Here is a 20,871-nt window from a genome sequence, read left to right on the forward strand (position 1 = left end):
TGGTCGGCAACGCGCATGAAATGCTGTTGTGGTGTGATGCTCAGGTGCCCGACCGCCTCCTGCGGGACAGGGAGACAGGCGGCCTGACCAGCAAGGATGGGGAAGCGGAAGATGGACAAGCAGCAGGAGTTCGTGCTCCGGACCTTGGAGGAGCGCGACATCCGGTTCGTACGGCTGTGGTTCACGGACGTGCTGGGCTTCCTCAAGTCCGTCGCCGTGGCCCCCGCCGAGCTGGAACAGGCCTTCGACGAGGGCATCGGCTTCGACGGCTCGGCCATCGAGGGCTTCGCGCGCGTATACGAATCCGACATGATCGCCAAGCCGGATCCGTCGACGTTCCAGATCCTGCCCTGGCGCGCGGAGGCCCCCGGCACGGCCCGGATGTTCTGCGACATCCTCATGCCGGACGGCTCCCCGTCCTTCGCGGACCCGCGCTATGTCCTCAAGCGCGCCCTGACCCGCGGCTCCGACCTGGGCTTCACGTTCTACACCCACCCGGAGATCGAGTTCTTCCTCCTGAAGGACCGCCCCCTCGACGGCACGCGCCCGACCCCGGCCGACAACTCCGGCTACTTCGACCACACCCCGCAGAACATCGGCATGGACTTCCGCCGTCAGGCGATCACCATGCTGGAGTCGATGGGCATCTCGGTCGAGTTCTCCCACCACGAGGGCGCGCCGGGCCAGCAGGAGATCGACCTGCGGTACGCGGACGCGCTGTCCACGGCGGACAACATCATGACGTTCCGCCTGGTCATGAAGCAGGTGGCGCTGGAGCAGGGCGTCCAGGCGACCTTCATGCCCAAGCCCTTCTCGGAGCACCCGGGCTCGGGCATGCACACGCACCTGTCCCTCTTCGAGGGCGACCGCAACGCCTTCTACGAGTCGGGCTCGGAGTACCAGCTCTCGAAGGTCGGCCGCTCCTTCATCGCGGGCCTGCTGCGCCACGCCGCGGAGATCTCCGCGGTCACCAACCAGTGGGTGAACTCCTACAAGCGCATCTGGGGCGGCTCGGAGCGCACGGCGGGCGCCGGCGGCGAGGCCCCGTCCTACATCTGCTGGGGCCACAACAACCGCTCGGCCCTGGTCCGCGTCCCGATGTACAAGCCCGGCAAGACGGGCTCGGCCCGGGTCGAGGTCCGCTCCCTGGACTCCGGCGCGAACCCGTACCTGGCGTACGCGACCCTCCTGGCCGCCGGCCTCAAGGGCATCGAGGAGGGCTACGAACTCCCGCCGGGCGCGGAGGACGACGTCTGGGCCCTCTCGGACGCGGAGCGCCGCGCGATGGGCATCGAGCCCCTGCCCCAGAACCTGGGCGAGGCCCTGACCCTGATGGAACGCAGCGACCTGGTCGCCGAAACCCTGGGCGAGCACGTCTTCGACTTCTTCCTGCGCAACAAGCGGCAGGAGTGGGAGGAGTACCGCTCGGAGGTCACGGCGTTCGAGCTGCGGAAGAATCTGCCGGTGCTGTAGGGGCAGGTCGGGGCGGGTTTGCCGCCGATTCGACGAGTGAGGCCGACGGTCGTGGACCGTCGGCCTCACCGCGTCTCTACGCCACGGCGGCTTCGTGGTAGTGAGTTGGGTATGTCCGACGAACGGGGTACGGCCGGTCGGCTGCGGGCCTTGCGGGCTCGCCGCTGGGTGGGGTTGGTCTGGGTGGTGCTGTGCTTCGGCGCGGCCGCATTGGTCTCGCACTTCTGGTTGGGCGAGTCGTGGAGCCAGGTGACGTGGCTGGCCGTTTCGCTGTCGGTCGTGGTGGGGGCTGTCGTGGAGGTCAGGGCGCGAAGGCGGGCGGGGCAGCAGGGCGACTGACGGTCAGCCGCCGATGTACGCGGGGGACACGGCCGCCGTGCTGATCCGCCGCGGCTTCCCGCTCCCGTCTGCCGGGATTGTGTAGAGGTCCGCTCCGTAGTCGCCCGGGAGGGCGTAGACGATCGTGCGGGTGTCCTTCCAGACTGCCTGGTCGTCGACGCTTCGGGGTTCCGCCAGGGCTGTTTCGTGCATCGTGTGCAGGTTCAGGACGTACAGGTGCCAGGGGGCGTCCTTCGGGAGGCCCTGTACCCGCTTCTTGTATGCGATGCGCATGCCGTCGGGGGACAGGGACGGGCACTCGACGTTCGTGTGGAGGGTTGTGACCGTGTGGGTGTGGAGGTCGCCTCGGACCAGGTACGTCTTGCCCTTTGTCGCCAGCGTCGCGTAGAAAGTGCGGTCGTCGGAGGCGAAGGTCACGCCCCAGAAGTTCACGTCCGGTGCGCGGTAGTCGTGGCCGTCCTTGAGGATCCGGTACGCCTCCAGGGACGGGGTCAGCTTGCCCGTTCGGACGTCCACTATCGCCGCTCGCGTCGAGAAGTTCGTGCCCGCGTACGAGTCGCCGCCCACGAAGGCCGTCCACGCCGCGAAGTGGCCGGTGGGGGAGACCCGGGCCCGGGACGGGATGCCCGGGACGTCGTATCTCGCCTTCTCCTTCAGGTGCGCGTCCAGGATCACCGCCCGGTACGTGTCCGAGACCGTGCCGTGTATCGCCTGGAGGCATACGCCCGTGCCCGACGCGGCGTAGAAGCGCAGGCACTTGGCGCCGGAGGCCGTGCGGGGGCCGGAAGGGTTCGAGGCGGGGACTGTGGTGAGTTCGTCGCGGTGCGGGCCCCAGGCCATGTTGCGGAAGACCATGCTGCCGGGGGTCGTGAGAGTGACCCTTCCCTCGGTCACGCTCGGGCCGCCCGGCTGGGTCTGGTTGCGGCGGTCCGCTCGCGCCGACGCGTGCAGGATCGAGGCCACGGCCACCGCCGCCAGGGCGAGCACCGCCGCGGCGAGTACCAGGACGCGGTTGCGCAGTGTCATACCGCCGCCTCCCTGGGCCGCAGCGCCGTCAACGACACCGTCGCGCACAGTGCCAGCGCCACCGTCGACGCCAGCAGCGCCGTACGGTCGCCCCACAGGCTCCATGCCGCGCCGAAGCCGAGTGAGCACGCGAACCGGGCCATGGCCTGTCCGGTCTGTACGACCGCCAGGCCCGAGGAGCGCAGTTCCTCGGGCACGCTGTCCGAGGCCGCAGCCATCAGCACGCCGTCGGTCGCCGCGTAGAAGGTGCCGTGGAACAGGAGCACCGTGTAGGGGAGCGCCGGGCCGTGCCAGGACGTGAGCAGGAGGGTGTACGCCAGGAGCAGCGCCGCGTGTCCCGCCAGGAAGACCCGCCAGCGGCCTATCCGGTCCGCCAGCCGGCCGAGCGGCATCGCCAGCAGCAGGAACGCCGCCGCCGTGCCGAGCGGGAGCAGCGCGAACCAGCGGTCGGGGACGCCGAGCCGTCGCTGGAGGAGTAGGTAGACGAAGGAGTCGCTGACCGTGGCCAGGCCGAGGAGCAGCGCGCAGATCGTGATGCGGCGCAGGTCACGGACGCGGAGGAGGCGGAGGGCGGCGCGGATGGTGGGGCGTACCGCCGTCTCCGCCGTTGATGCCGCCCCCGACGCCGACGCCGACGCCCCCGGCACGAACAGCACCAGCACCAGCACCCCCACCACCGCCACGCAGAAGCTCACCGTGAACACCGCGTCGTAGCCGTCCACCGTCGCCCGCAGGATCAGGAACGCGACCAGCGGGCCCAGCAGCGCGCCCGCCGTGTCCATCGCGCGGTGTACTCCGAAGGCGCGGCCACGGGTCTGGGGGGTGGAGGAGAGGGAGATCAGGGCGTCGCGGGGGGCCGTGCGCAGGCCCTTGCCCGTGCGGTCGGCCGCCAGGATCAGGCCGATGGGGGTGAGGGAGGTGGCCAGCAGCAACAGGGGTTTGCAGGCCGCCGAGATGCCGTAGCCCAGGCCCGCCACCCACTTGTGGCGGCCGCCGCCGCGGTCGGCGAGGTGGCCGCCGGCCAGTCGTACCAGGGCCGAGAAGCCGTTGTAGATGCCGTCCAGGAGCCCGAAGCCGAGCGGGGAGAGGCCCAGGCCCGCCACCAGGTAGAGGGGGAGGACCGCGGTCACCATCTCCGAGGACACGTCGGTGATCAGGCTGACCGTGCCGAGCGCGAGGACCGTGGGGGCGACCGCGGTGCGGTACCGCCCGGCGGAGACGCGCCGGGCGGTACCTTCCGCGGACGCCTGCGCAGCAGCGGTTGTGCTTGCGCGGCTGTCCGCTACGTACATGTCAGGAGGCCCAGATCCCCGTGATGTCGGACGCGGAGGCCGCGTTGCCGGCGTGGGTCGTCAGGCCCTGCGAGTCCTCCAGGGTGCGCAGCAGGTCGTAGTGGTTGTACGTGGTCGAGCTGCTGGAGCCCGCGGTGACCGGCTGCCCGTACAGGACCGTCGGGATGCGGTTGCCGGAGAGGCGGTTGTCCTCGTCGAAGGTGACGACGAGGAGGCTGTTGTGGGTCTTGGCCCAGGTGGCGTACGCGCTCAGGTTGTTCTTCAGCCAGGTGTCACCGGTCGACACCGAGCAGTCGTGCATGTCGCTGCACAGGTTCGGGACGACGAAGGAGATGTCCGGGAGCGTGGAGTAGTCGGTCGGGAACTGCGCGAAGGTCTTCGCCGTCGAGGTCGGGACGTTGCTGAAGCCGAACCACGGGTTGTGCTTGCGCGCGTAGTTGCCGCTGCTGCACGTCGTGGAGCCCTGGCTGGGCAGGGTCTCGTTGTAGCTGGCCCAGGTGCCGCCGGCGGCGATCACCTCGGAGGCCAGGTTGGCGGCCGAGGAGAAGCCGGGCGTGTAGCAGCTGTCGTCCGTGATGCCCTGGGTGGAGCCGGAGAACAGGGCGAAGTAGTTGGGCTGGCTCGGGTGGGTCTCGGCGTACGACTGGCTGAGGTTGGCGCCGCCGGTCTTCAGCGAGTTGATGTACGGGGCGCTGGAGGAGCCGATGACCTGGCTGTACGCGTGGTTCTCGAAGACCACGACGACCACGTGGTCCGGGGAGGGCACACCGGCCGCGGCGGACGAGGAGCCGCCGAGGCCGGTCCACAGACCGACGGCCGCCGCGGTGAGGGCGAGCGCGGACGCCACGGCGGTACGGCCGCGGCGGAACGCCGTATGTGCAGAACTGCCGGACACATCAACCTCCGGAGGGGGGAAGGGCGGGGGCGGCGGTGCGGACAGAGCATGCACACGCCAACATTCCCCCGCCCCACGTCACCCAACCCGCAGGGTGAAGAGCGGATGAACTAAAGTCAGGCGAATCGTTCCGACCTCAACTACCGCTGCCCTACTGCTTCTTGGCGGCCAGCTCGGCCAGCACCTTGTGCAGCGGTTCGGTGGCCCGGCGGCGGTACTCCTGGATCGCCCAGCCGTTGCCGTCCGGGTCCTTGAAGTACATGAACGTCGCCCCGTCCTGCGGCGCGAACTGCTGCGGCTCGGTGATCTCCAGGCCGCGCGCGGTCAGTTCGTCGTACGCCGCCTTCGCGTCCGTCACGCAGAGCTGCATCCCGTGGTACGTCCCCGGCTGCGGCGTCCCCGTCGGCACCTGCAGGCCGTCGACCAGCGCGATCGAACAGCCGGAGCCGGGCGGGGTGAGCTGCACGATCCGCACCCCCTCCATCACCTCGCCGTCGAGATCCACGTGGAAGCCGACCTTGTCCCGGTAGAACTCCTTGGCCCGGTCCACGTCGGAGACGGGGAGCAGGATCACTTCGAGGCTCATGTCCATAACGACTCCTTTGTCGTACGCCGTCCCGGTCACGTCATCCGAATCGCCACCGCGTCTGGCTGAACGGCTCCCCCTTACCGAAGCCGAAAACGGTGCGGGGCGCCACCGAGAAGACGAACGCGTGACCGCCACCGTGGTGGAACGCCCGGTCACGCACCTCGAAGTGCCAGAAGCTGCCGTACTTCGCCTCCCACGCGGCGGCCAGCACCCGCAGCCGGTCCTCGTCGGTCACGCGCACCGCCTCGCCCTCCACCACCAGGTCGTAGCCCTTGTCCCAGGTGTTGGTCCCGGTGGTCAGCACGACGTGCGGATTGGCTTCGAGGTTCCTCGCCTTGCGCTCCTCCGGGCCCGTGCAGAAGTGGAGGGCTCCGTCCGACCACACCGCGGGCAGCGGGGTCACATGGGGGCGCCCGTCCGGTCGTACCGTCGAGATCCAGAAGAGCTCGGCGTCGGCGAGCCTCGTCCCGGCCTCGGACCAGGGCGGTGGCATGGCCTTCGGGTCGCTGTAGCGGCGGTCCAGACGGGCTTGCGGTTCGTTGTGCGGCATGGGTCCTCCTCGACTGCTCCTCGACAGTGCAGACCCCGCCCGACCGCGGAAGTCATCGGTGCCTGTGCAGGCGCTTGTGTCAGTGGGTGCGGTTAGGCTCGGGCCAGTACGACCTTGATCCGACGGGAGGCCGAGGATGACGGCGCCGGGGCGCAGGAGCAGTACCTTCACGCGGCTGCTGCGGCACGGCTTCACCGATCCGTCGGCCGCCGAGCGACTGCTGGACGGGCCCGAGCTGACCGCCGTACGCAATGATCCGGTGCTGCTGGACGCGCTGGGGGCCACGGCCGACCCGGATCTCGCGCTCGTCGGGCTGGTACGGCTGCTCGAAGCGCAGCCCGGGGTCACGGCCCGGCGGGAGCTGCTCGACACGCTGATAGCGGCCAAGCCGCTGCGTGACCGGCTGCTCGGGGTGCTCGGGGCGTCCGCCGCGCTCGCCGACCATCTCGCGCGGCATCCGCAGGACTGGCAGGCGCTGGTCATGTACGAGCCGCAGGATCTGCATCCGGGGGTCGAGGAGTTCGAGCGGGGGCTCGCCGAGGCGGTCGATCCGGTGTCGCTGCGGGTCGCCTACCGGCGGTGCCTGCTGTCCATCGCCGCGCGTGACGTGTGCGGTACGACCGACGTCGCCGAGACCGCCGCCGAGCTCGCCGACCTCGCCACCGCGACCCTGCGCGCCGCGCTCGCCATCGCCCGCGCCGCCGCGCCCGAGGACGCGGCGCTGTGCCGGCTCGCCGTCATCGCGATGGGCAAGTGCGGTGGGCACGAGCTGAACTACGTGTCGGACGTGGACGTCATCTTCGTCGGTGAGGCCGTCGACGGGGCCGACGAGGGGAAGGCGCTGCGGTCCGCGACCAAGCTCGCCTCGCACATGATGCGGGTCTGTTCGGAGACGACGGTCGAGGGGTCGATCTGGCCCGTCGACGCCAATCTGCGGCCCGAGGGGCGCAACGGGCCGCTCGTGCGGACCCTCAGCAGCCATCTCGCCTACTACCAGCGGTGGGCCAAGACCTGGGAGTTCCAGGCGCTGCTCAAGGCGCGGCCCGTGGCCGGTGACCCGGAGCTCGGCGAGGAGTACGTCGCCGCCCTGGAGCCGCTCGTGTGGAAGGCCGCCGAGCGGGACAACTTCGTCGCCGACGTGCAGAAGATGCGCCGGCGGGTCGTCGAGAACATTCCCGTCGCCGAACTGGACCGGCAGCTGAAGCTCGGTCCCGGTGGGCTGCGGGACGTCGAATTCGCCGTGCAGTTGCTGCAGTTGGTGCATGGACGGGACGACGGCTCGTTGCGCAGTGGGACCACTCTCGACGCGCTTCAGGCGCTTGCCGGGGGTGGGTACGTGGGGCGCGCCGATGCCGCCCAGCTCGATGAGGCGTACCGGTTCCTGCGGTCCATGGAGCACCGGATCCAGCTGTTCCGGCTGCGGCGCACGCATCTCGTGCCCGAGGACGAGGCCGACCTGCGGCGCATCGGGCGCTCGCTCGGGCTGCGCGCCGACCCGGTCGCCGACCTGAACCGCGAGTGGCGCCGGCACGCGGCCGTCGTACGGCGGCTGCACGAGAAGCTCTTCTACCGGCCGCTGCTGGATGCCGTCGCCCAACTCGCGCCCGGAGAGGCACGGTTGAGTCCGGAGGCGGCTCGGGAGCGGCTCGTCGCGCTGGGGTACGGGGATCCCGCGGCCGCGCTGCGGCATCTGGAGGCGCTGGCGTCCGGGGTCACCCGGAAGGCGGCGATCCAACGGACCCTGCTTCCTGTTCTGTTGGGGTGGTTCGCGGACTCCGCCGACCCGGACGCGGGGCTGCTCAACTTCCGCAAGGTGTCGGACGCCCTGGGCAAGACGCCCTGGTATCTGCGGCTGTTGAGGGACGAGGGCGCGGCCGCCGAGAACCTCGCGCGGGTGCTGTCCGCGGGGCGGCTGGCCCCCGATCTGCTGATGCGCGCTCCCGAGGCGGTGGCGCTGCTCGGCGCCGACGAGGGGCTGGCGCCGCGGGGGCGGGCCGCGCTGGAGCAGGAGGTCCTCGCCGCGGTCAGCCGTGCGGACAGCGCCGAGCAGGCGGTCACCGCGGCGCGTGGCGTGCGGCGGCGGGAGCTGTTCCGTACCGCCGCGGCCGACATCGTGGGGTCGTACGGCACCGAGACGCAGCCTGCCGAGGCAGACCAGGGTGCGCTGGTGGACCGGGTGGGGGGTGCGGTTTCCGACCTGACCGCGGCGACCATCGCGGGCACGCTGCGGGCGGTCGTGCGGGACACCTGGGGGGACACCCTGCCGACCCGGTTCGCCGTCATCGGGATGGGGCGCTTCGGGGGGCATGAGCTGGGGTACGGGTCGGACGCCGACGTCCTGTTCGTGCACGAGCCGCGGCCCGGGGTGCCGGAGCAGTCCGCCTCCGAGGCGGCGAACAAGGTCGTCGCCGAGATGCGACGGCTGCTGCAGATCCCCAGTGCCGATCCGCCGCTGTTGGTCGATGCCGATCTGCGGCCTGAAGGCAAGTCCGGGCCGCTGGTGCGGACGCTGAACTCGTATGAGGCGTACTACCGGCGGTGGTCGCTGGTGTGGGAGTCGCAGGCCTTGTTGCGGGCCGAACCGGTCGCGGGGGACGAGGACTTGGGGCGGCGGTTCATCGAGCTCGTGGATCCGTTGCGGTATCCGGCGGAGGGGCTCGGGGACGACGCGGTGCGGGAGATCCGGCGGCTGAAGGCCCGGATGGAGTCCGAGCGGCTGCCTCGGGGGGCCGATCCGAAGCTGCACACCAAGCTCGGGCCCGGGGGATTGTCGGATGTCGAGTGGACCGTGCAGCTGATGCAGCTGCGGCACGGGTGGGTCGAGCCGGGGCTGCGTACGACGCGTACCCGGGAGGCCCTCGCGGCGGCGCGGGCCGCCGGGCTCATCTCCGGTGAGGACGCCGAGATCCTTGACGAGGCCTGGGTGCTGGCGACTCGGGTGCGTAACGCCGTGATGCTGGTGCGGGGGCGGGCGGGGGACACGTTTCCGTCCGGGGGGCGTGAACTTGCCGCGGTGGGGCGGTACTTGGGGTACGCGGACGGGCATGTGGGGGACATGCTGGATGCGTACCGGAGGACCGCTCGGCGGGCTCGGGCCGTTGTCGAGGTGCTGTTCTACGGGGCGTAGCGCCGCCGGGGGCGGGTTGTGGGTCGGGGTCGGGGCGGTACGGCGAACCCGCCGCCTACGGTCTTGCCGTTTCTTCGAGGGGCTGGCCTGTCCGAATGCCATGTACGCGGCGGGTTGCGCCGTACCGCCCCGACCCGCTCCCGTGCGTACGCGGCTGCGGGGCCGTGGGGCTACGCCTCGGCTGTGCGTAGTGTGCGGGCGTGGTTCAGTAGGGCTGCCAGGCCCAGGTTGAAGGACCTGTCCGCTCGGCCCTCGCCTACTGCCTCCAGTGCCTTGGCGAGTTTGGGTGTCGGGGTCGACTCGGTGAGTACCCACATCGTCTCCGGTGCCGAGAGGTCCAGGGCCGAGCCCAGCACCAGGTTCTCCAAGGCGATGATCAGTGGCATTACGTCTGAGGGGGCGAAGTCGGCGTCCAGGAGGAGGGTTACCGCCCGCTCGTACTGCTCCAGTACCCGGGGGGCTCGTACGGGTGATGTCATGAGGAGTGGGATCGCCTTCGGGTGGGCCGCGAAGGCTGCTCGGTAGGAGCGGGCCCAGGCCTCCAGCGCCCTGTCCCACGGGGTTTCGTCGAGGGTTTTGGGGTCGATCGCTGATGCGACGCGTTCGCGTAGGAGTTCCACGATGCCGTCGCGGCCGTCCACATGGTGATACACCGAGCCTGTCTGGGCGCCTAGGCGCTTCGCGATCTGCGGGACGCTGAAGTCGCCCTGCTCGTCGACGAGTTGCAGCGCGGTCGTGGTGATGCGCTCGCGGTCGAGGAGCGGTGTGCGCGGCCGTCCCATGCGTGTGTTCTCCCTGGAGGTGCGAGACGGGCTTCCCGTATGCCCATGAGGAGGCTACATTGCCGAAACCGAAATCCTTTAGGTTTACGGGCCCGTCCCTCGCGCTCGAAGGGCTTCCCCATGTCCGTCACCACGCCCGAGGAGAGAACGCCGAACGCCACGGCGACCCTCCGCTCCGGTTCCCTCGGCACCGCCGACATCGCGTTCTTCGTGGTGTCCGCCGCCGCCCCGCTCACCGTCATGGCCGGCGTCGCCCCGCTCGCGATTCTGTTGGGCGGTATCGGCGCCCCGGCCGGCTACCTGATCGCCGGCATCACGCTCGCCGTCTTCGCCGTCGGCTTCACCACCATGAGCCGCCATGTGAAGAGCGGCGGCGCCTTCTACGCGTACATCACCCGTGGCCTCGGCCGCCCCGTCGGCATCGGCGCCGCTCTGCTCGCTCTGATCGGCTACAACGGCATGGAGATCGGCGTCTACGGCCTCCTCGCCTCGGCGACCAAGGACACCCTGCACGCCCTCTTCGGCGCCGACGTCCCCTGGCTGCCGATCTCGCTGGCCGGCCTCCTCGTCATCGGCTACGGCGGCTTCCGTTCCATCGACTTCGGCGCCAAGGTGCTGGGCGTCCTGCTCGCGGCCGAGACCGGCATCCTGGTCCTGCTGGCGGGTGGAGTGCTGGTGAAGGGCGGTGCGCATGGACTGTCGGGCGCCTCCTTCGCCCCCGGCCATGTCCTCGTCTCCGGTACGGCCGTGGTCCTGGCCTTCGCCTTCGCCGCCTTCACCGGGTTCGAGTCGACCGTCATCTACCGGCGGGAGGCCCGGGACCCCGAGCGCACGGTGCCGCGCGCGACCTACGTCGCCATCGGCTTCCTCGGGCTCTTCTACGCCTTCATCGTCTGGATCGTCATCCAGGCCTTCGGGAACGCGGGCGTCATCGAGGCCGCCGCCAAGGACCCCGGCGGCCTCTTCTTCTCCGCCATCACCACCTACGTGGGCTCCTGGGCTGCCGACCTGATGCACATCTTCATCGTCACGAGCGTCATCGCCTCACTGCTCGCCTTCCACAACGCCATCAACCGGTACGCCCTCGCGCTCGCCGAGGAGGGTGTGCTGCCGAAGGTGATGGGGCGTGTGCACGCCCGGCATCGTTCGCCGTATGTCGCCGGGATCGTCCAGACCGTTCTCGGCGCGGTCGTGGTCGTGGCCTTCTGGGCCGCCGGCGCCGACCCGTACAGCCAGCTGCTCCTGTGGGTCAACACCCCAGGAATGATCGGCCTGTTCGCCCTCCAGCTCCTCGTGGCGATCGCGGTGCCCTGCTACTTCCGCCGGGTCAGCCACGAGGAGGGTGTGGTGCGTACGGTCGTCGCTCCGGTCGTCGCCGCCCTGCTGCTGGCGACGGCCATAGGTCTGGTCATCACTCACATCGACCTGTTCACGGGCGCGTCCGACACCGTCAACACCGCCCTGATCGTCATCGCGCCCGCCGTGTTCGTCGTCGGCCTCGGGCTGGCATGGTGGCTGCGCCGCCAACGTCCCCAGGTGTACGCCGACTTCGCCGCGGAACCGGCTGAATAGCAGCTCAATTGCCCTACAGACCAAGGGAGTTCATTCACTCATGCCCACCGCCGACCTGATCCTCACCGGCGCCGAGGTCCGCACCCTCGATCCCGGGCGGCCGTACGCCACCGCCGTCGCCGTGCGTGACGGGGTGATCGCGGCCGTCGGCGAGGAGGCCGACGTGCGGGACTGGCGTGGGGCGGGCACGGAGGTCGTGGCCCTGGAAGGGGCGCACCTCGTGCCCGGTCTCGTCGACGCGCACAGCCACCCCGTGTGGGGCCTGGAGATGGCGACCGGTGTCGATCTGTCGGGCGTGCGGGATCTGGGGGAGCTCCGGACGGCCGTCGCGGGGGCGGAGCGGATCGAGGGGTGGGTGATCGGGTACGGCCTCGATCACAACGCCTTCGAGGGGCGGCCCGTGGACCGCGCGCTCGTGGAGGACGTACTCGCCGCCGACACACCCGCCTTCCTCCGCCTCTACGACGGTCACTCGGCCCTCGTGACCGGGCCCGCGCTCGCCGCTGCGGGGGTGCGCGGGCCGCGGCCCTTCGCCCAGCGCTCGGAGGTGGTCTGCGACGCCTCCGGGCGCCCCACCGGCCACCTCGTCGAGCACGCCGCCATGGCTCTGGTGACGGAGGTGATGCCACGGGAGTCGTATACGACCCGCCGCTCCCGTCTGATGGAACTGCTTTCGGCGATGGCCGCGACCGGCCTGACCGGGGCGCATGTGATGGATGCGGGCGACCGTGAGCTGGTCGAGTCCGTGGCGCGGGAGACCGTACTGCCGGTGCGGCTGCGGTTCGCGCCCTGGTGCATGCCCGGGGTGGACGAGGCCGGGCTGGAGGAACTGGTCGCGGCGCAGGGCCACGGGGGACGGCACTGGGAGGTCGCCGGGGTCAAGTTCTTCATGGACGGAACCGTGGAGGGCGGCACGGCCTGGCTGGAGCACGCGGACTGCCACGGCCAGGGGACGGAGGCGTTCTGGCCGGACCCGGAGGCGTACGCGGCTGCCGTACGCCACCTGCACGCGGCCGGGGTGCCCACGGCCACGCATGCCATCGGCGACGCGGCGGTACGGCACGTCCTGGACGTGGTGGCCGGGCTGGGACCGGACGCCCGGGGACGCCACAGGATCGAGCACATCGAGACGGCACTGGACGCCCTGCTGCCACGGTTCGCGGAACTGGGCGTGGCGGCGTCCATGCAGCCACCGCACACCGACTACACCCGGGCCGACGGCACGGACGAGTGGTCCCGCCGCCTGGGCACCGAACGCTCCGCCCACGCCTGGCGCCTACGGGACCTGCGAGACGCGGGCGCGACGGTGGCCCTGGGCTCGGACTGGCCGATCGCCCACTACGACGTAAGGGCGGTGCTGGCGACGGCTCGCGCTCCGAGGGGTGCGGCTTCGGGGAGGGCAGGCCTGACGGGCCTGGAGGCCTTGGAAGGCTGCACCAGCCATGCGGCGCGGGCGGCGGGGGAGTGCGACAGGGCGGGCCGTATCGCGGTGGGGTACAGGGCTGACCTGACGGCCTTGGGCTTGGACCCGGTGGAAGCCCCGGCGGACGAGCTAGCGGAGGCCCCGGTGCCCCTGACGGTTACAGGCGGTCACTTGAGGCGCTTCTAAGGGGCGCGGGGAACTGCGCGACCAGCCACCACTGACCGTCAGCCGCCCGACGACCTATCGCGCCACTTCCAACTGCGGCATTCCCACAGGAGTCCTTGGCAACGCATAAGGCAAAGCCCCATACCAAACCCGAGCCACCCCGAACCCGAACGCCAGGCACAACATGCCCCCCACCGCATCCAGCCAGAAGTGGTTGGCAGTAGACACGATCACCATCAACGTCACCGCCGGATACAGCAGCCCCAGCACCCGCACCCACGGCACCTTGGCCAGCGCGAAGATCGTCAGCCCGCACCACAGCGACCACCCGATGTGCATGGATGGCATCGCCGCGTACTGGTTGGACATGTGCTTGAGGTCCCCGGACGCCATCGACCCCCAGGTCTGATGGACCATGACCGTGTCGATGAAGGTGCTGCCGTTCATGAGCCGCGGAGGGGCGAGCGGATACAGGTAGTAACCGACCAGGGCCACACCCGTCGTCGCGAAGAGCACCAGCCGAGTCGCCGCGTAACGCCCGGGGTGACTGCGGTAGAGCCACACCAGCACACCCAGCGTCACCACGAAGTGCAGCGTCGCGTAGTAGTAGTTCATGCCGACGATCAGCCAAGTCACGGAGTTCACCGCGTGGTTGACGGACTCCTCGACGGCGATGCCGAGATGGTGCTCCATCCGCCAGATCCAGTCGGCGTTGCGCAGCGCCTCGCCGCGCTGCTCCGGAACCGCGTTGCGGATGAGCGAGTACGTCCAGTAACTCACCGCGATCAGAAGGATCTCGAACCAGAGGCGGGGCCGCCGCGGGGTGCGCAGCCGGCTCAGCGGACCCGGCTTGTCCGAGGCCGTGTCGGAGTCCGGAACGGCCGTCTGCTCACGGTCTTCCAGACTGGTCACGGTCGAGTCACCCATGGGCACAAAGTCTGCCAGAAATGCCTTCCACGACCGATCATCCCTTGGTCTGGTTCAGGCCGCATGTCCTACGACGGGAAGACGTGCGCGACTACTACCAGCGCACTGCCGGAACGCGCCGTTCCTCCGCCCTAGGGACGATTCCGCTCCCCAGGCGCCGAAGCGGTCGAACCACGCACCACCAGCTCCGGCATGAACACGAACTCACTGTGGGGCGCAGGAGTCCCGCCGATCTCTTCCAACAACGTGCGTACCGCCGCCTGCCCCATCGCCGGCACCGGCTTGCGGACGGTGGTGAGGGGCGGGTCGGTGAAGGCGATCAGCGGGGAGTCGTCGAAGCCCACCACCGAGACGTCCCGCGGGACTTCGAGGCCGAGCTGCCGGGCCGCCCGTATCGCGCCGAGCGCCATCATGTCGCTCGCGCACACCACCGCCGTACAGTCGCGGCCGATGAGCGCGGTGGCCGCCGCCTGGCCGCCCTCCAGGGTGTACAGCGAGTGCTGGACGAGGTCGGACTCGATGGTCTCCGCGGTCAGGCCCAGCTGGTCCTGCATCGCGCGGACGAAGCCCTCGATCTTGCGCTGGACCGGGACGAACCGTTTCGGGCCGAGGGCGAGGCCGATCCTCGTGTGACCGAGTGAGATCAGGTGCGTCACGGCCAGGGTCATCGCCGCGCGGTCGTCGGGGGAGATGAAGGGGGCCTGGACCTTCGGGGAGAAGCCGTCCACCAGGACGTACGGGACGCCCTGGGCGCGCAGCCGCTCGTAGCGCTCCATGTCGGCCGTGGTGTCGGCGTGCAGGCCGGAGACGTAGATGATGCCGGCGACCCCGCGGTCGACCAGCATCTCGGTGAGCTCGTCCTCCGTGGAGCCGCCCGGGGTCTGGGTGGCGAGCACCGGGGTGTAGCCCTGCCTGGTCAGCGCCTGGCCGATGACCTGGGCGAGGGCCGGGAATATGGGGTTCTCCAGCTCCGGGGTGATCAGGCCCACCAGGCCCTCGCTGCGCTGTCGCAGCCGCACCGGACGCTCGTAGCCGAGCACGTCGAGTGCGGCCAGCACGGACTGGCGGGTGGTTGCGGCGACGCCCGGCTTCCCGTTGAGGACGCGGCTGACGGTCGCTTCGCTCACCCCCGCCTGAGCAGCGATGTCGGCTAGCCGTGTGGTCACAGGGGTGGACTGTACCGGCCGACCGTCACTTTGCACACCAATCGGGCGCCGGGGACGAGTGGTCGCCCGGCCCCGTGCGGGTTGCTGCGTCATCGCGGTCCCTCGTGTTCGCTGGGCGCCAGATACGGCAAGAGCTTGCAGAGTCTTGCACAAGAGTGCGTCTGCCCGCTCAGCGGCTTCAATACGCGGTTGCGGAGGAGTCGAGTGGAGGTCACGGCGGAGTAACTCTCGGGCCGTCTTGCAATTTTTTGCTGCAAGGTCTTTCGGTGGCGCTTACATCGCTGTTACGTTCTCGTCGCCCGGCCGCCGCAACGGCGCAGTCGGCACGGCGGGGACGGCAGACGGGGCCGGCCTTCGCACCACACGGGCTTTCACCCTCAAGGAGAACTCATGCGGCGTGGCATAGCGGCCAGCGCGCTGGTGGCGTCCCTCGCCCTCGCGGCGACGGCCTGCGGGAGCGGCGACAGCGGCAGCGGCAAGTCGGACGGTCCGGTCACCATCACGTGGTGGGACACCTCCAACGCCACCAATGAGGCGCCGACGTACAAGGCCCTGGTCAGCCAGTTCGAGGCCGCCAACAAGGACATCAAGGTCAAGTACGTCAACGTCCCCTTCAGCGAGGCGCAGAACAAGTTCGACACCGCCGCCGGCTCCAAGGGCGCCCCGGACGTGCTGCGTTCCGAGGTCGGCTGGACCCCCGCCTTCGCCAAGAAGGGCTACTTCCTGCCGCTGGACGGCACCGAGGCCCTCAAGGACCAGAGCAAGTTCCAGTCCAGCCTGATCACGCAGGCCCAGTACGAGGGCAAGACGTACGGCGTGCCGTTCGTCACCGACACCCTCGCGCTCGTCTACAACAAGGCGATCTTCAAGAAGGCCGGCATCACCGAGGCCCCCAAGACCTGGGACGAGCTCAGGGCCGACGCCGCCAAGATCGAGTCCAAGGCCAAGGTGGACGGCTACTGGGGCTCCACCCAGGCCTACTACGCGCAGACCTTCCTCTACGGCGAGGGCACCGACACCGTCGACGCCGCCGCCAAGAAGATCACCGTGAACTCGGACGCCGCGAAGAAGGCCTACGGCACCTGGCAGAGCCTCTTCAAGGGACAGGGCCTGCACAAGGCCGACGTCACCGCCGACGCCTACTCCCACATCCAGGACGCCTTCGTCAACGGCAAGGTCGCCGCGATCATCCAGGGCCCCTGGGAGATCACGAACTTCTACAAGGGCTCGGCCTTCAAGGACAAGTCCAACCTCGGCATCGCCACCGTCCCGGCCGGCTCCACCGGCAAGGCGGGCGCCCCGACCGGCGGCCACAACCTGTCCGTCTACGCCGGCTCGGACAAGGCCCACCAGGCCGCCGCGCTGAAGTTCGTCAACTTCATGACCTCCGCCAAGTCGCAGACGGAGATCGCCCTGAAGAACTCCACGCTGCCCACGCGCGACGACGCCTACACCGCCGAGGTCAAGGCCGACCCGGGCATCGCCGGCTTCCAGACGGTCCTGTCCGCCGCCCAGCCGCGGCCCGCGCTGCCCGAGTACAGCTCCCTGTGGGGCCCGCTGGACACCGAGCTGCCGAAGATCGCCGGCGGCAAGGAGTCCCTGGACAAGGGCCTGAGCAACGCTGAGCTCGCCATCGCCAAGCTGGTGCCGGACTTCAGCAAGTGAGCCCCGAGTGACCGCCGGGTCCCCCCTGATCATGGGGGGAGGGGATCCGGCGGTCACCGGCCTGTGCGCCGTACTCCTTGATCACCCCGAAGGTGCCGAGAACCATGACATTCGTCCAACGCCTCAAGTTCGGCTACCAGAAGCACTGGTACGCGTACGCCATGATCGCGCCGGTCGCGATCGTCCTCGGCGTTCTCGTGCTGTACCCCTTGGTGTACGGCCTCTACCTCACCCTCACCGACGCCAACAGCCTCAACACCGCACGCACGATCGGCGTCAACCACATCGACGCCACCTACAAGTTCATCGGGCTCGACAACTACAAGGACATCCTGTTCGGCCCGACGTCCTACGACCGCTTCTGGTCCCACTTCATCTGGACGATCGTCTGGACGGCCCTCTGCGTCGCCCTCCACTACACGATCGGTCTCGGCCTCGCGCTCCTGCTCAACCAGAAGCTGCGCGGGCGCACCTTCTACCGGCTGATCCTGATCCTGCCCTGGGCCGTGCCGACCTTCGTCACCGTCTTCGGCTGGCGGTTCATGCTCGCCGACGGCGGCATCATCAACACCGCCCTCGACGCGCTCCATCTGCCCCAACCCGACTGGCTTGAAAGCACGTTCTGGCAGCGCTTCGCCGCCATCATGGTCAACACCTGGTGCGGTGTGCCCTTCATGATGGTCTCGCTCCTCGGCGGCCTCCAGTCCATCGACGCCTCCCTGTACGAGGCCGCGGAGATGGACGGCGCGAGCCCCTGGCAGCGCTTCCGGTACGTCACCCTGCCCGGCCTGCGCTCGGTCAGCTCCACGGTCGTCCTGCTCGGCATCATCTGGACCTTCAACCAGTTCGCCGTCATCTTCCTGCTGTTCGGCAACACCGCCCCGGACGCCCAGATCCTCGTCACGTGGGCCTACTACCTCGGCTTCGGCCAACAGCCGCGTGACTTCGCCCAGTCGGCCGCCTACGGCATCCTGCTGCTGGCCATCCTGATCGTCTTCACCTCCTTCTACCGCCGCTGGCTGAACCGCAACGAGCAGCAGCTCGCGATCTGAGGCAGGAGCTCCCATGAGTACGACCACTGTCGAGACCTCCGCCGCGGCCGGCGAGCGGGACTCCACGGCCGCCGCCCCGCCGCGCCGGGTGCGGCGCCGCGGCGAGCCGAGCCGCGCCGGGCGGATCGCCGCGCACGGCATCCTGATCGTCGCGAGCCTGATCGCCTTCTTCCCGGTGGCCTGGCTGATCTACCTCTCGCTCGGCCCGGACAAGGACGACTACCTCCACCCGGGCGGCATCTGGTCCAAGATGTCCTTCTCCAACTACTCGTTCGTGCTCCAGCACACCGAGTTCTTCGACTGGCTGAAGAGCTCGCTGATCGTCTCGCTGGGCACGACCGTCATCGGCGTCCTGATCGCCGCGACCACCGGTTACGCGGTCTCCCGCATGCGCTTCCCGGGCTACCGGAAGTTCATGTGGGTGCTACTGGTCACCCAGATGTTCCCGGTGGCCGTACTCATGGTGCCGATGTACCAGATCCTGTCGGACCTGCAGCTCATCGACAGCTACCTTGGACTCGTCCTCGTCTACTGCTCGACCGCGGTGCCCTACTGCGCCTGGCTGCTGAAGGGTTACTTCGACACGATCCCGTTCGAGATCGACGAGGCGGGACGCGTCGACGGGCTGACCCCCTTCGGCACGTTCGCGCGACTGATCCTGCCGCTCGCCAAGCCGGGCCTGGCGGTCGCGGCGTTCTACAGCTTCCTCACGGCCTTCGGCGAGGTGGCGTTCGCGTCGACGTTCATGCTGTCCGACACGAAGTACACGTTCGCGGTGGGCCTGCAGACCTTCGTCAGCGAACACGACGCCCAGCGCAACCTGATGGCGGCGACGGCGGTGCTGATCGCGATACCGGTGTCGGCGTTCTTCTACCTGGTGCAGAAGAATCTGGTGACCGGCCTGACAGCAGGCGGCACGAAGGGCTGAGAACGCCGGTTCGGCAGCGCCCCGTAAGGGGCGCGGGGAACTGCGCGACCAGCCCCCACGGCGCCGCACCCGAAAACCCGAGACGGCCGCGGTGTCCATCCGACCCCGCTGACACCGCGGCCGTCTCGCCACACACACCTGACCCATTGACTCCGCTGAGCCCCAAGGACGCCATGAGCCAGCAGCACACCGCCATCGCCCCGGCCCAAACCCCCACCAAAGCCAAGCGCAGCGCCTGGTGGCGGGACGCGGTGATCTACCAGGTCTATCCGCGCAGCTTCGCCGACAGCAACGGCGACGGCATGGGCGACTTGGAAGGCGTACGTTCCCGACTCCCGTACCTCCGCGACCTCGGCGTGGACGCCGTATGGCTCAGCCCCTTCTACGCCTCCCCGCAGGCCGACGCCGGCTACGACGTCGCCGACTACCGCGCCGTGGACGCCATGTTCGGCAACCTGCTCGACGCGGACGCGCTGATCCGGGACGCCCACGAGCTGGGCCTGAGGATCATCGTCGACCTCGTGCCCAACCACTCCTCGGACCAGCACGAGTGGTTCAAGCGCGCCCTGCGCGAAGGCCCCGGCTCGCCCCTGCGCGACCGCTACCACTTCCGCCCCGGCAAGGGCGAGAACGGCGAACTCCCGCCCAACGACTGGGAGTCGATCTTCGGCGGCCCGGCGTGGACGAGGGTCGACGACGGCGAGTGGTACCTGCACCTCTTCGCCCCCGAGCAGCCCGACTTCAACTGGGAACACCCGGCGGTCGGCGACGAGTTCCGCTCGATCCTGCGCTTCTGGCTCGACATGGGCGTCGACGGCTTCCGCATCGACGTGGCGCACGGCCTGGTCAAGGCGGCGGGTCTCCCCGACCTCGGCTCGCACGACCAAGTCAAGCTGCTGGGCAACGATGTCATGCCGTTCTTCGACCAGGACGGCGTGCACGAGATCTACCGCCAGTGGCGGCTCATCCTCGACGAGTACAGCGGCGAGCGCATCTTCGTCGCCGAGGCCTGGACCCCCACCGTCGAGCGCACCGCCAACTACGTCCGCCCGGACGAGCTGCACCAGGCCTTCAACTTCCAGTACCTGTCGACCGATTGGGACGCGGACGAGCTGCGCCAGGTCGTCGACCGCACCCTGGAGGCCATGCGCCCGGTCGGCGCCCCCTCCACCTGGGTCCTGTCCAACCACGACGTCACCCGCCACGCCACCCGCTTCGCCAACCCGCCCGGCCTCGGCACCCAGATCCGCCTGGCCGGCGACCGCGAACTCGGCCTGCGCCGGGCCAGGGCGGCGACGCTGCTGATGCTCGCGCTGCCCGGATCCGCGTACGTCTACCAGGGCGAGGAGCTCGGCCTCCCGGACGTCGTCGACCTCCCGGACGAGGTGCGACAGGACCCGGCGTACTTCCGCGGCGCCGGCCAGGACGGCTTCCGCGACGGCTGCCGGGTGCCGATCCCGTGGACGCGCGAGGGATCGTCGTACGGCTTCGGCGGTGGCGGGAGCTGGCTGCCGCAGCCGGACGGCTGGGGGGAGTTGAGCGTGGAGGCGCAGACCGGCGTCCCCGGCTCGACCCTGGAGCTGTACCGGGCCGCGCTCGCCGTCCGCCGTGAGCAGCCCGACCTCGGCGCGGGCGACTCGGTCGAGTGGCTGCGCGCCCCGGAGGGCGTCCTCGCCTTCCGGCGCGGGGAGTTCGTGTGCGTCGCGAACACCGGCGGCGAGTCCGTGACGACTCCGGCGTACGGCCGTGTCCTGCTCGCCAGCGGCGAGGTCACCGAGGCGGACGGCGAGACGAAGCTCCCGGCGGACACGACGGTGTGGTTCACCACCCGCCCCTGAACAACCGCCCCTGAAAGACCGCCTCTGAAAGTTCTTGCATCAACTTCACACGGCCCGCTGCC

The 20,871-nt window shown here is 69.8% G+C and carries 16 protein-coding genes and 1 pseudogene; 9 read left to right on the plus strand and 8 right to left on the minus strand.

Annotated features, from left to right (window positions below; genetic code table 11):
- Positions 1–111 precede the first annotated feature (111 nt).
- Together ABZ848_RS02140 and ABZ848_RS02145 are read left to right on the plus strand one after the other, a co-directional pair.
- Positions 112–1,473, plus strand: coding sequence for a glutamine synthetase family protein (locus ABZ848_RS02140; protein WP_360823766.1), 1,362 nt, complete (start codon positions 112–114; stop codon positions 1,471–1,473).
- Positions 1,474–1,584: 111 nt separating this feature from the next.
- Positions 1,585–1,812: a hypothetical protein gene (locus tag ABZ848_RS02145; RefSeq protein ID WP_360823768.1), complete on the plus strand. Its 228-nt coding sequence runs from the start codon at positions 1,585–1,587 to the stop codon at positions 1,810–1,812.
- Positions 1,813–1,815: 3 nt separating this feature from the next.
- Here the strand turns inward: ABZ848_RS02145 and ABZ848_RS02150 are convergent, their stop codons facing one another.
- The 5 genes from ABZ848_RS02150 to ABZ848_RS02170 all read right to left on the minus strand — a co-directional run bounded on the left by ABZ848_RS02150 (position 1,816) and on the right by ABZ848_RS02170 (position 6,164).
- Complete coding sequence (locus ABZ848_RS02150) at positions 1,816–2,838, minus strand: TolB-like translocation protein (RefSeq protein WP_360823771.1); 1,023 nt, start codon at positions 2,836–2,838, stop codon at positions 1,816–1,818.
- Positions 2,835–4,130, minus strand: coding sequence for an MFS transporter (locus ABZ848_RS02155; protein WP_360823774.1), 1,296 nt, complete (start codon positions 4,128–4,130; stop codon positions 2,835–2,837). Before ABZ848_RS02155 ends, ABZ848_RS02150 begins: the two co-directional genes overlap by 4 nt.
- Before the next feature lies 1 nt (position 4,131).
- Positions 4,132–5,025 (minus strand): alkaline phosphatase family protein, encoded by an 894-nt coding sequence (locus tag ABZ848_RS02160; protein WP_360823777.1) that lies wholly within the window; start codon positions 5,023–5,025, stop codon positions 4,132–4,134.
- 151 nt (positions 5,026–5,176) lie between these two features.
- Complete coding sequence (locus ABZ848_RS02165; protein ID WP_360823780.1) at positions 5,177–5,617, minus strand: VOC family protein; 441 nt, start codon at positions 5,615–5,617, stop codon at positions 5,177–5,179.
- A 34-nt stretch (positions 5,618–5,651) separates the two neighbouring features.
- A complete protein-coding gene (locus ABZ848_RS02170; protein ID WP_360823783.1) occupies positions 5,652–6,164 on the minus strand; it encodes a pyridoxamine 5'-phosphate oxidase family protein in 513 nt (170 codons plus the stop codon).
- 136 nt (positions 6,165–6,300) lie between these two features.
- Between ABZ848_RS02170 and ABZ848_RS02175 the strand changes: the two genes are divergently transcribed.
- Entirely contained in the window at positions 6,301–9,291 is a 2,991-nt protein-coding gene (locus ABZ848_RS02175) for a bifunctional [glutamine synthetase] adenylyltransferase/[glutamine synthetase]-adenylyl-L-tyrosine phosphorylase (RefSeq protein ID WP_360823786.1), read from the plus strand.
- A gap of 170 nt (positions 9,292–9,461) precedes the next feature.
- On the opposite strand, the gene ABZ848_RS02180 is transcribed toward ABZ848_RS02175, so the two are convergent.
- Entirely contained in the window at positions 9,462–10,073 is a 612-nt protein-coding gene (locus ABZ848_RS02180; protein WP_360823789.1) for a TetR/AcrR family transcriptional regulator, read from the minus strand.
- 120 nt (positions 10,074–10,193) lie between these two features.
- On the opposite strand from ABZ848_RS02180, the gene ABZ848_RS02185 reads away from it, so the two are divergent.
- Positions 10,194–11,645 carry an APC family permease gene (locus tag ABZ848_RS02185; protein ID WP_360823792.1) on the plus strand — a complete coding sequence of 484 codons (1,452 nt, stop codon included), beginning with the start codon at positions 10,194–10,196 and terminating at the stop codon, positions 11,643–11,645.
- A gap of 40 nt (positions 11,646–11,685) precedes the next feature.
- Complete coding sequence (locus ABZ848_RS02190) at positions 11,686–13,254, plus strand: amidohydrolase (RefSeq protein WP_360823795.1); 1,569 nt, start codon at positions 11,686–11,688, stop codon at positions 13,252–13,254.
- 54 nt (positions 13,255–13,308) lie between these two features.
- On the opposite strand, the gene ABZ848_RS02195 is transcribed toward ABZ848_RS02190, so the two are convergent.
- Together ABZ848_RS02195 and ABZ848_RS02200 are read right to left on the minus strand one after the other, a co-directional pair.
- Positions 13,309–14,160 carry a phosphatase PAP2 family protein gene (locus ABZ848_RS02195; RefSeq protein ID WP_360823798.1) on the minus strand — a complete coding sequence of 284 codons (852 nt, stop codon included), beginning with the start codon at positions 14,158–14,160 and terminating at the stop codon, positions 13,309–13,311.
- A 131-nt stretch (positions 14,161–14,291) separates the two neighbouring features.
- Positions 14,292–15,326 carry a LacI family DNA-binding transcriptional regulator gene (locus ABZ848_RS02200; RefSeq protein WP_360823801.1) on the minus strand — a complete coding sequence of 345 codons (1,035 nt, stop codon included), beginning with the start codon at positions 15,324–15,326 and terminating at the stop codon, positions 14,292–14,294.
- A gap of 390 nt (positions 15,327–15,716) precedes the next feature.
- Here ABZ848_RS02200 and ABZ848_RS02205 point away from each other — a divergent pair, with 390 nt between their 5' ends.
- The 4 genes and pseudogenes from ABZ848_RS02205 (at position 15,717) to ABZ848_RS02220 (ending at position 20,809) form a co-directional block, all read left to right on the plus strand.
- Positions 15,717–16,991 carry an extracellular solute-binding protein gene (locus ABZ848_RS02205; RefSeq protein WP_360823804.1) on the plus strand — a complete coding sequence of 425 codons (1,275 nt, stop codon included), beginning with the start codon at positions 15,717–15,719 and terminating at the stop codon, positions 16,989–16,991.
- A 119-nt stretch (positions 16,992–17,110) separates the two neighbouring features.
- Positions 17,111–18,043: pseudogene (locus tag ABZ848_RS02210) on the plus strand (sugar ABC transporter permease); the annotation flags it as partial.
- A 13-nt stretch (positions 18,044–18,056) separates the two neighbouring features.
- Entirely contained in the window at positions 18,057–18,971 is a 915-nt protein-coding gene (locus tag ABZ848_RS02215) for an ABC transporter permease subunit (RefSeq protein ID WP_360823807.1), read from the plus strand.
- A gap of 173 nt (positions 18,972–19,144) precedes the next feature.
- The gene (locus ABZ848_RS02220; RefSeq protein WP_360823810.1) at positions 19,145–20,809 is read left to right on the plus strand and encodes a glycoside hydrolase family 13 protein; all 1,665 of its coding nucleotides are present in this window, start codon (positions 19,145–19,147) and stop codon (positions 20,807–20,809) included.
- The last annotated feature ends 62 nt before the right edge of the window (positions 20,810–20,871 follow it).

This window comes from Streptomyces sp. NPDC047081 (assembly GCF_040643775.1).
Taxonomy (GTDB): Bacteria; Actinomycetota; Actinomycetes; order Streptomycetales; family Streptomycetaceae; genus Streptomyces.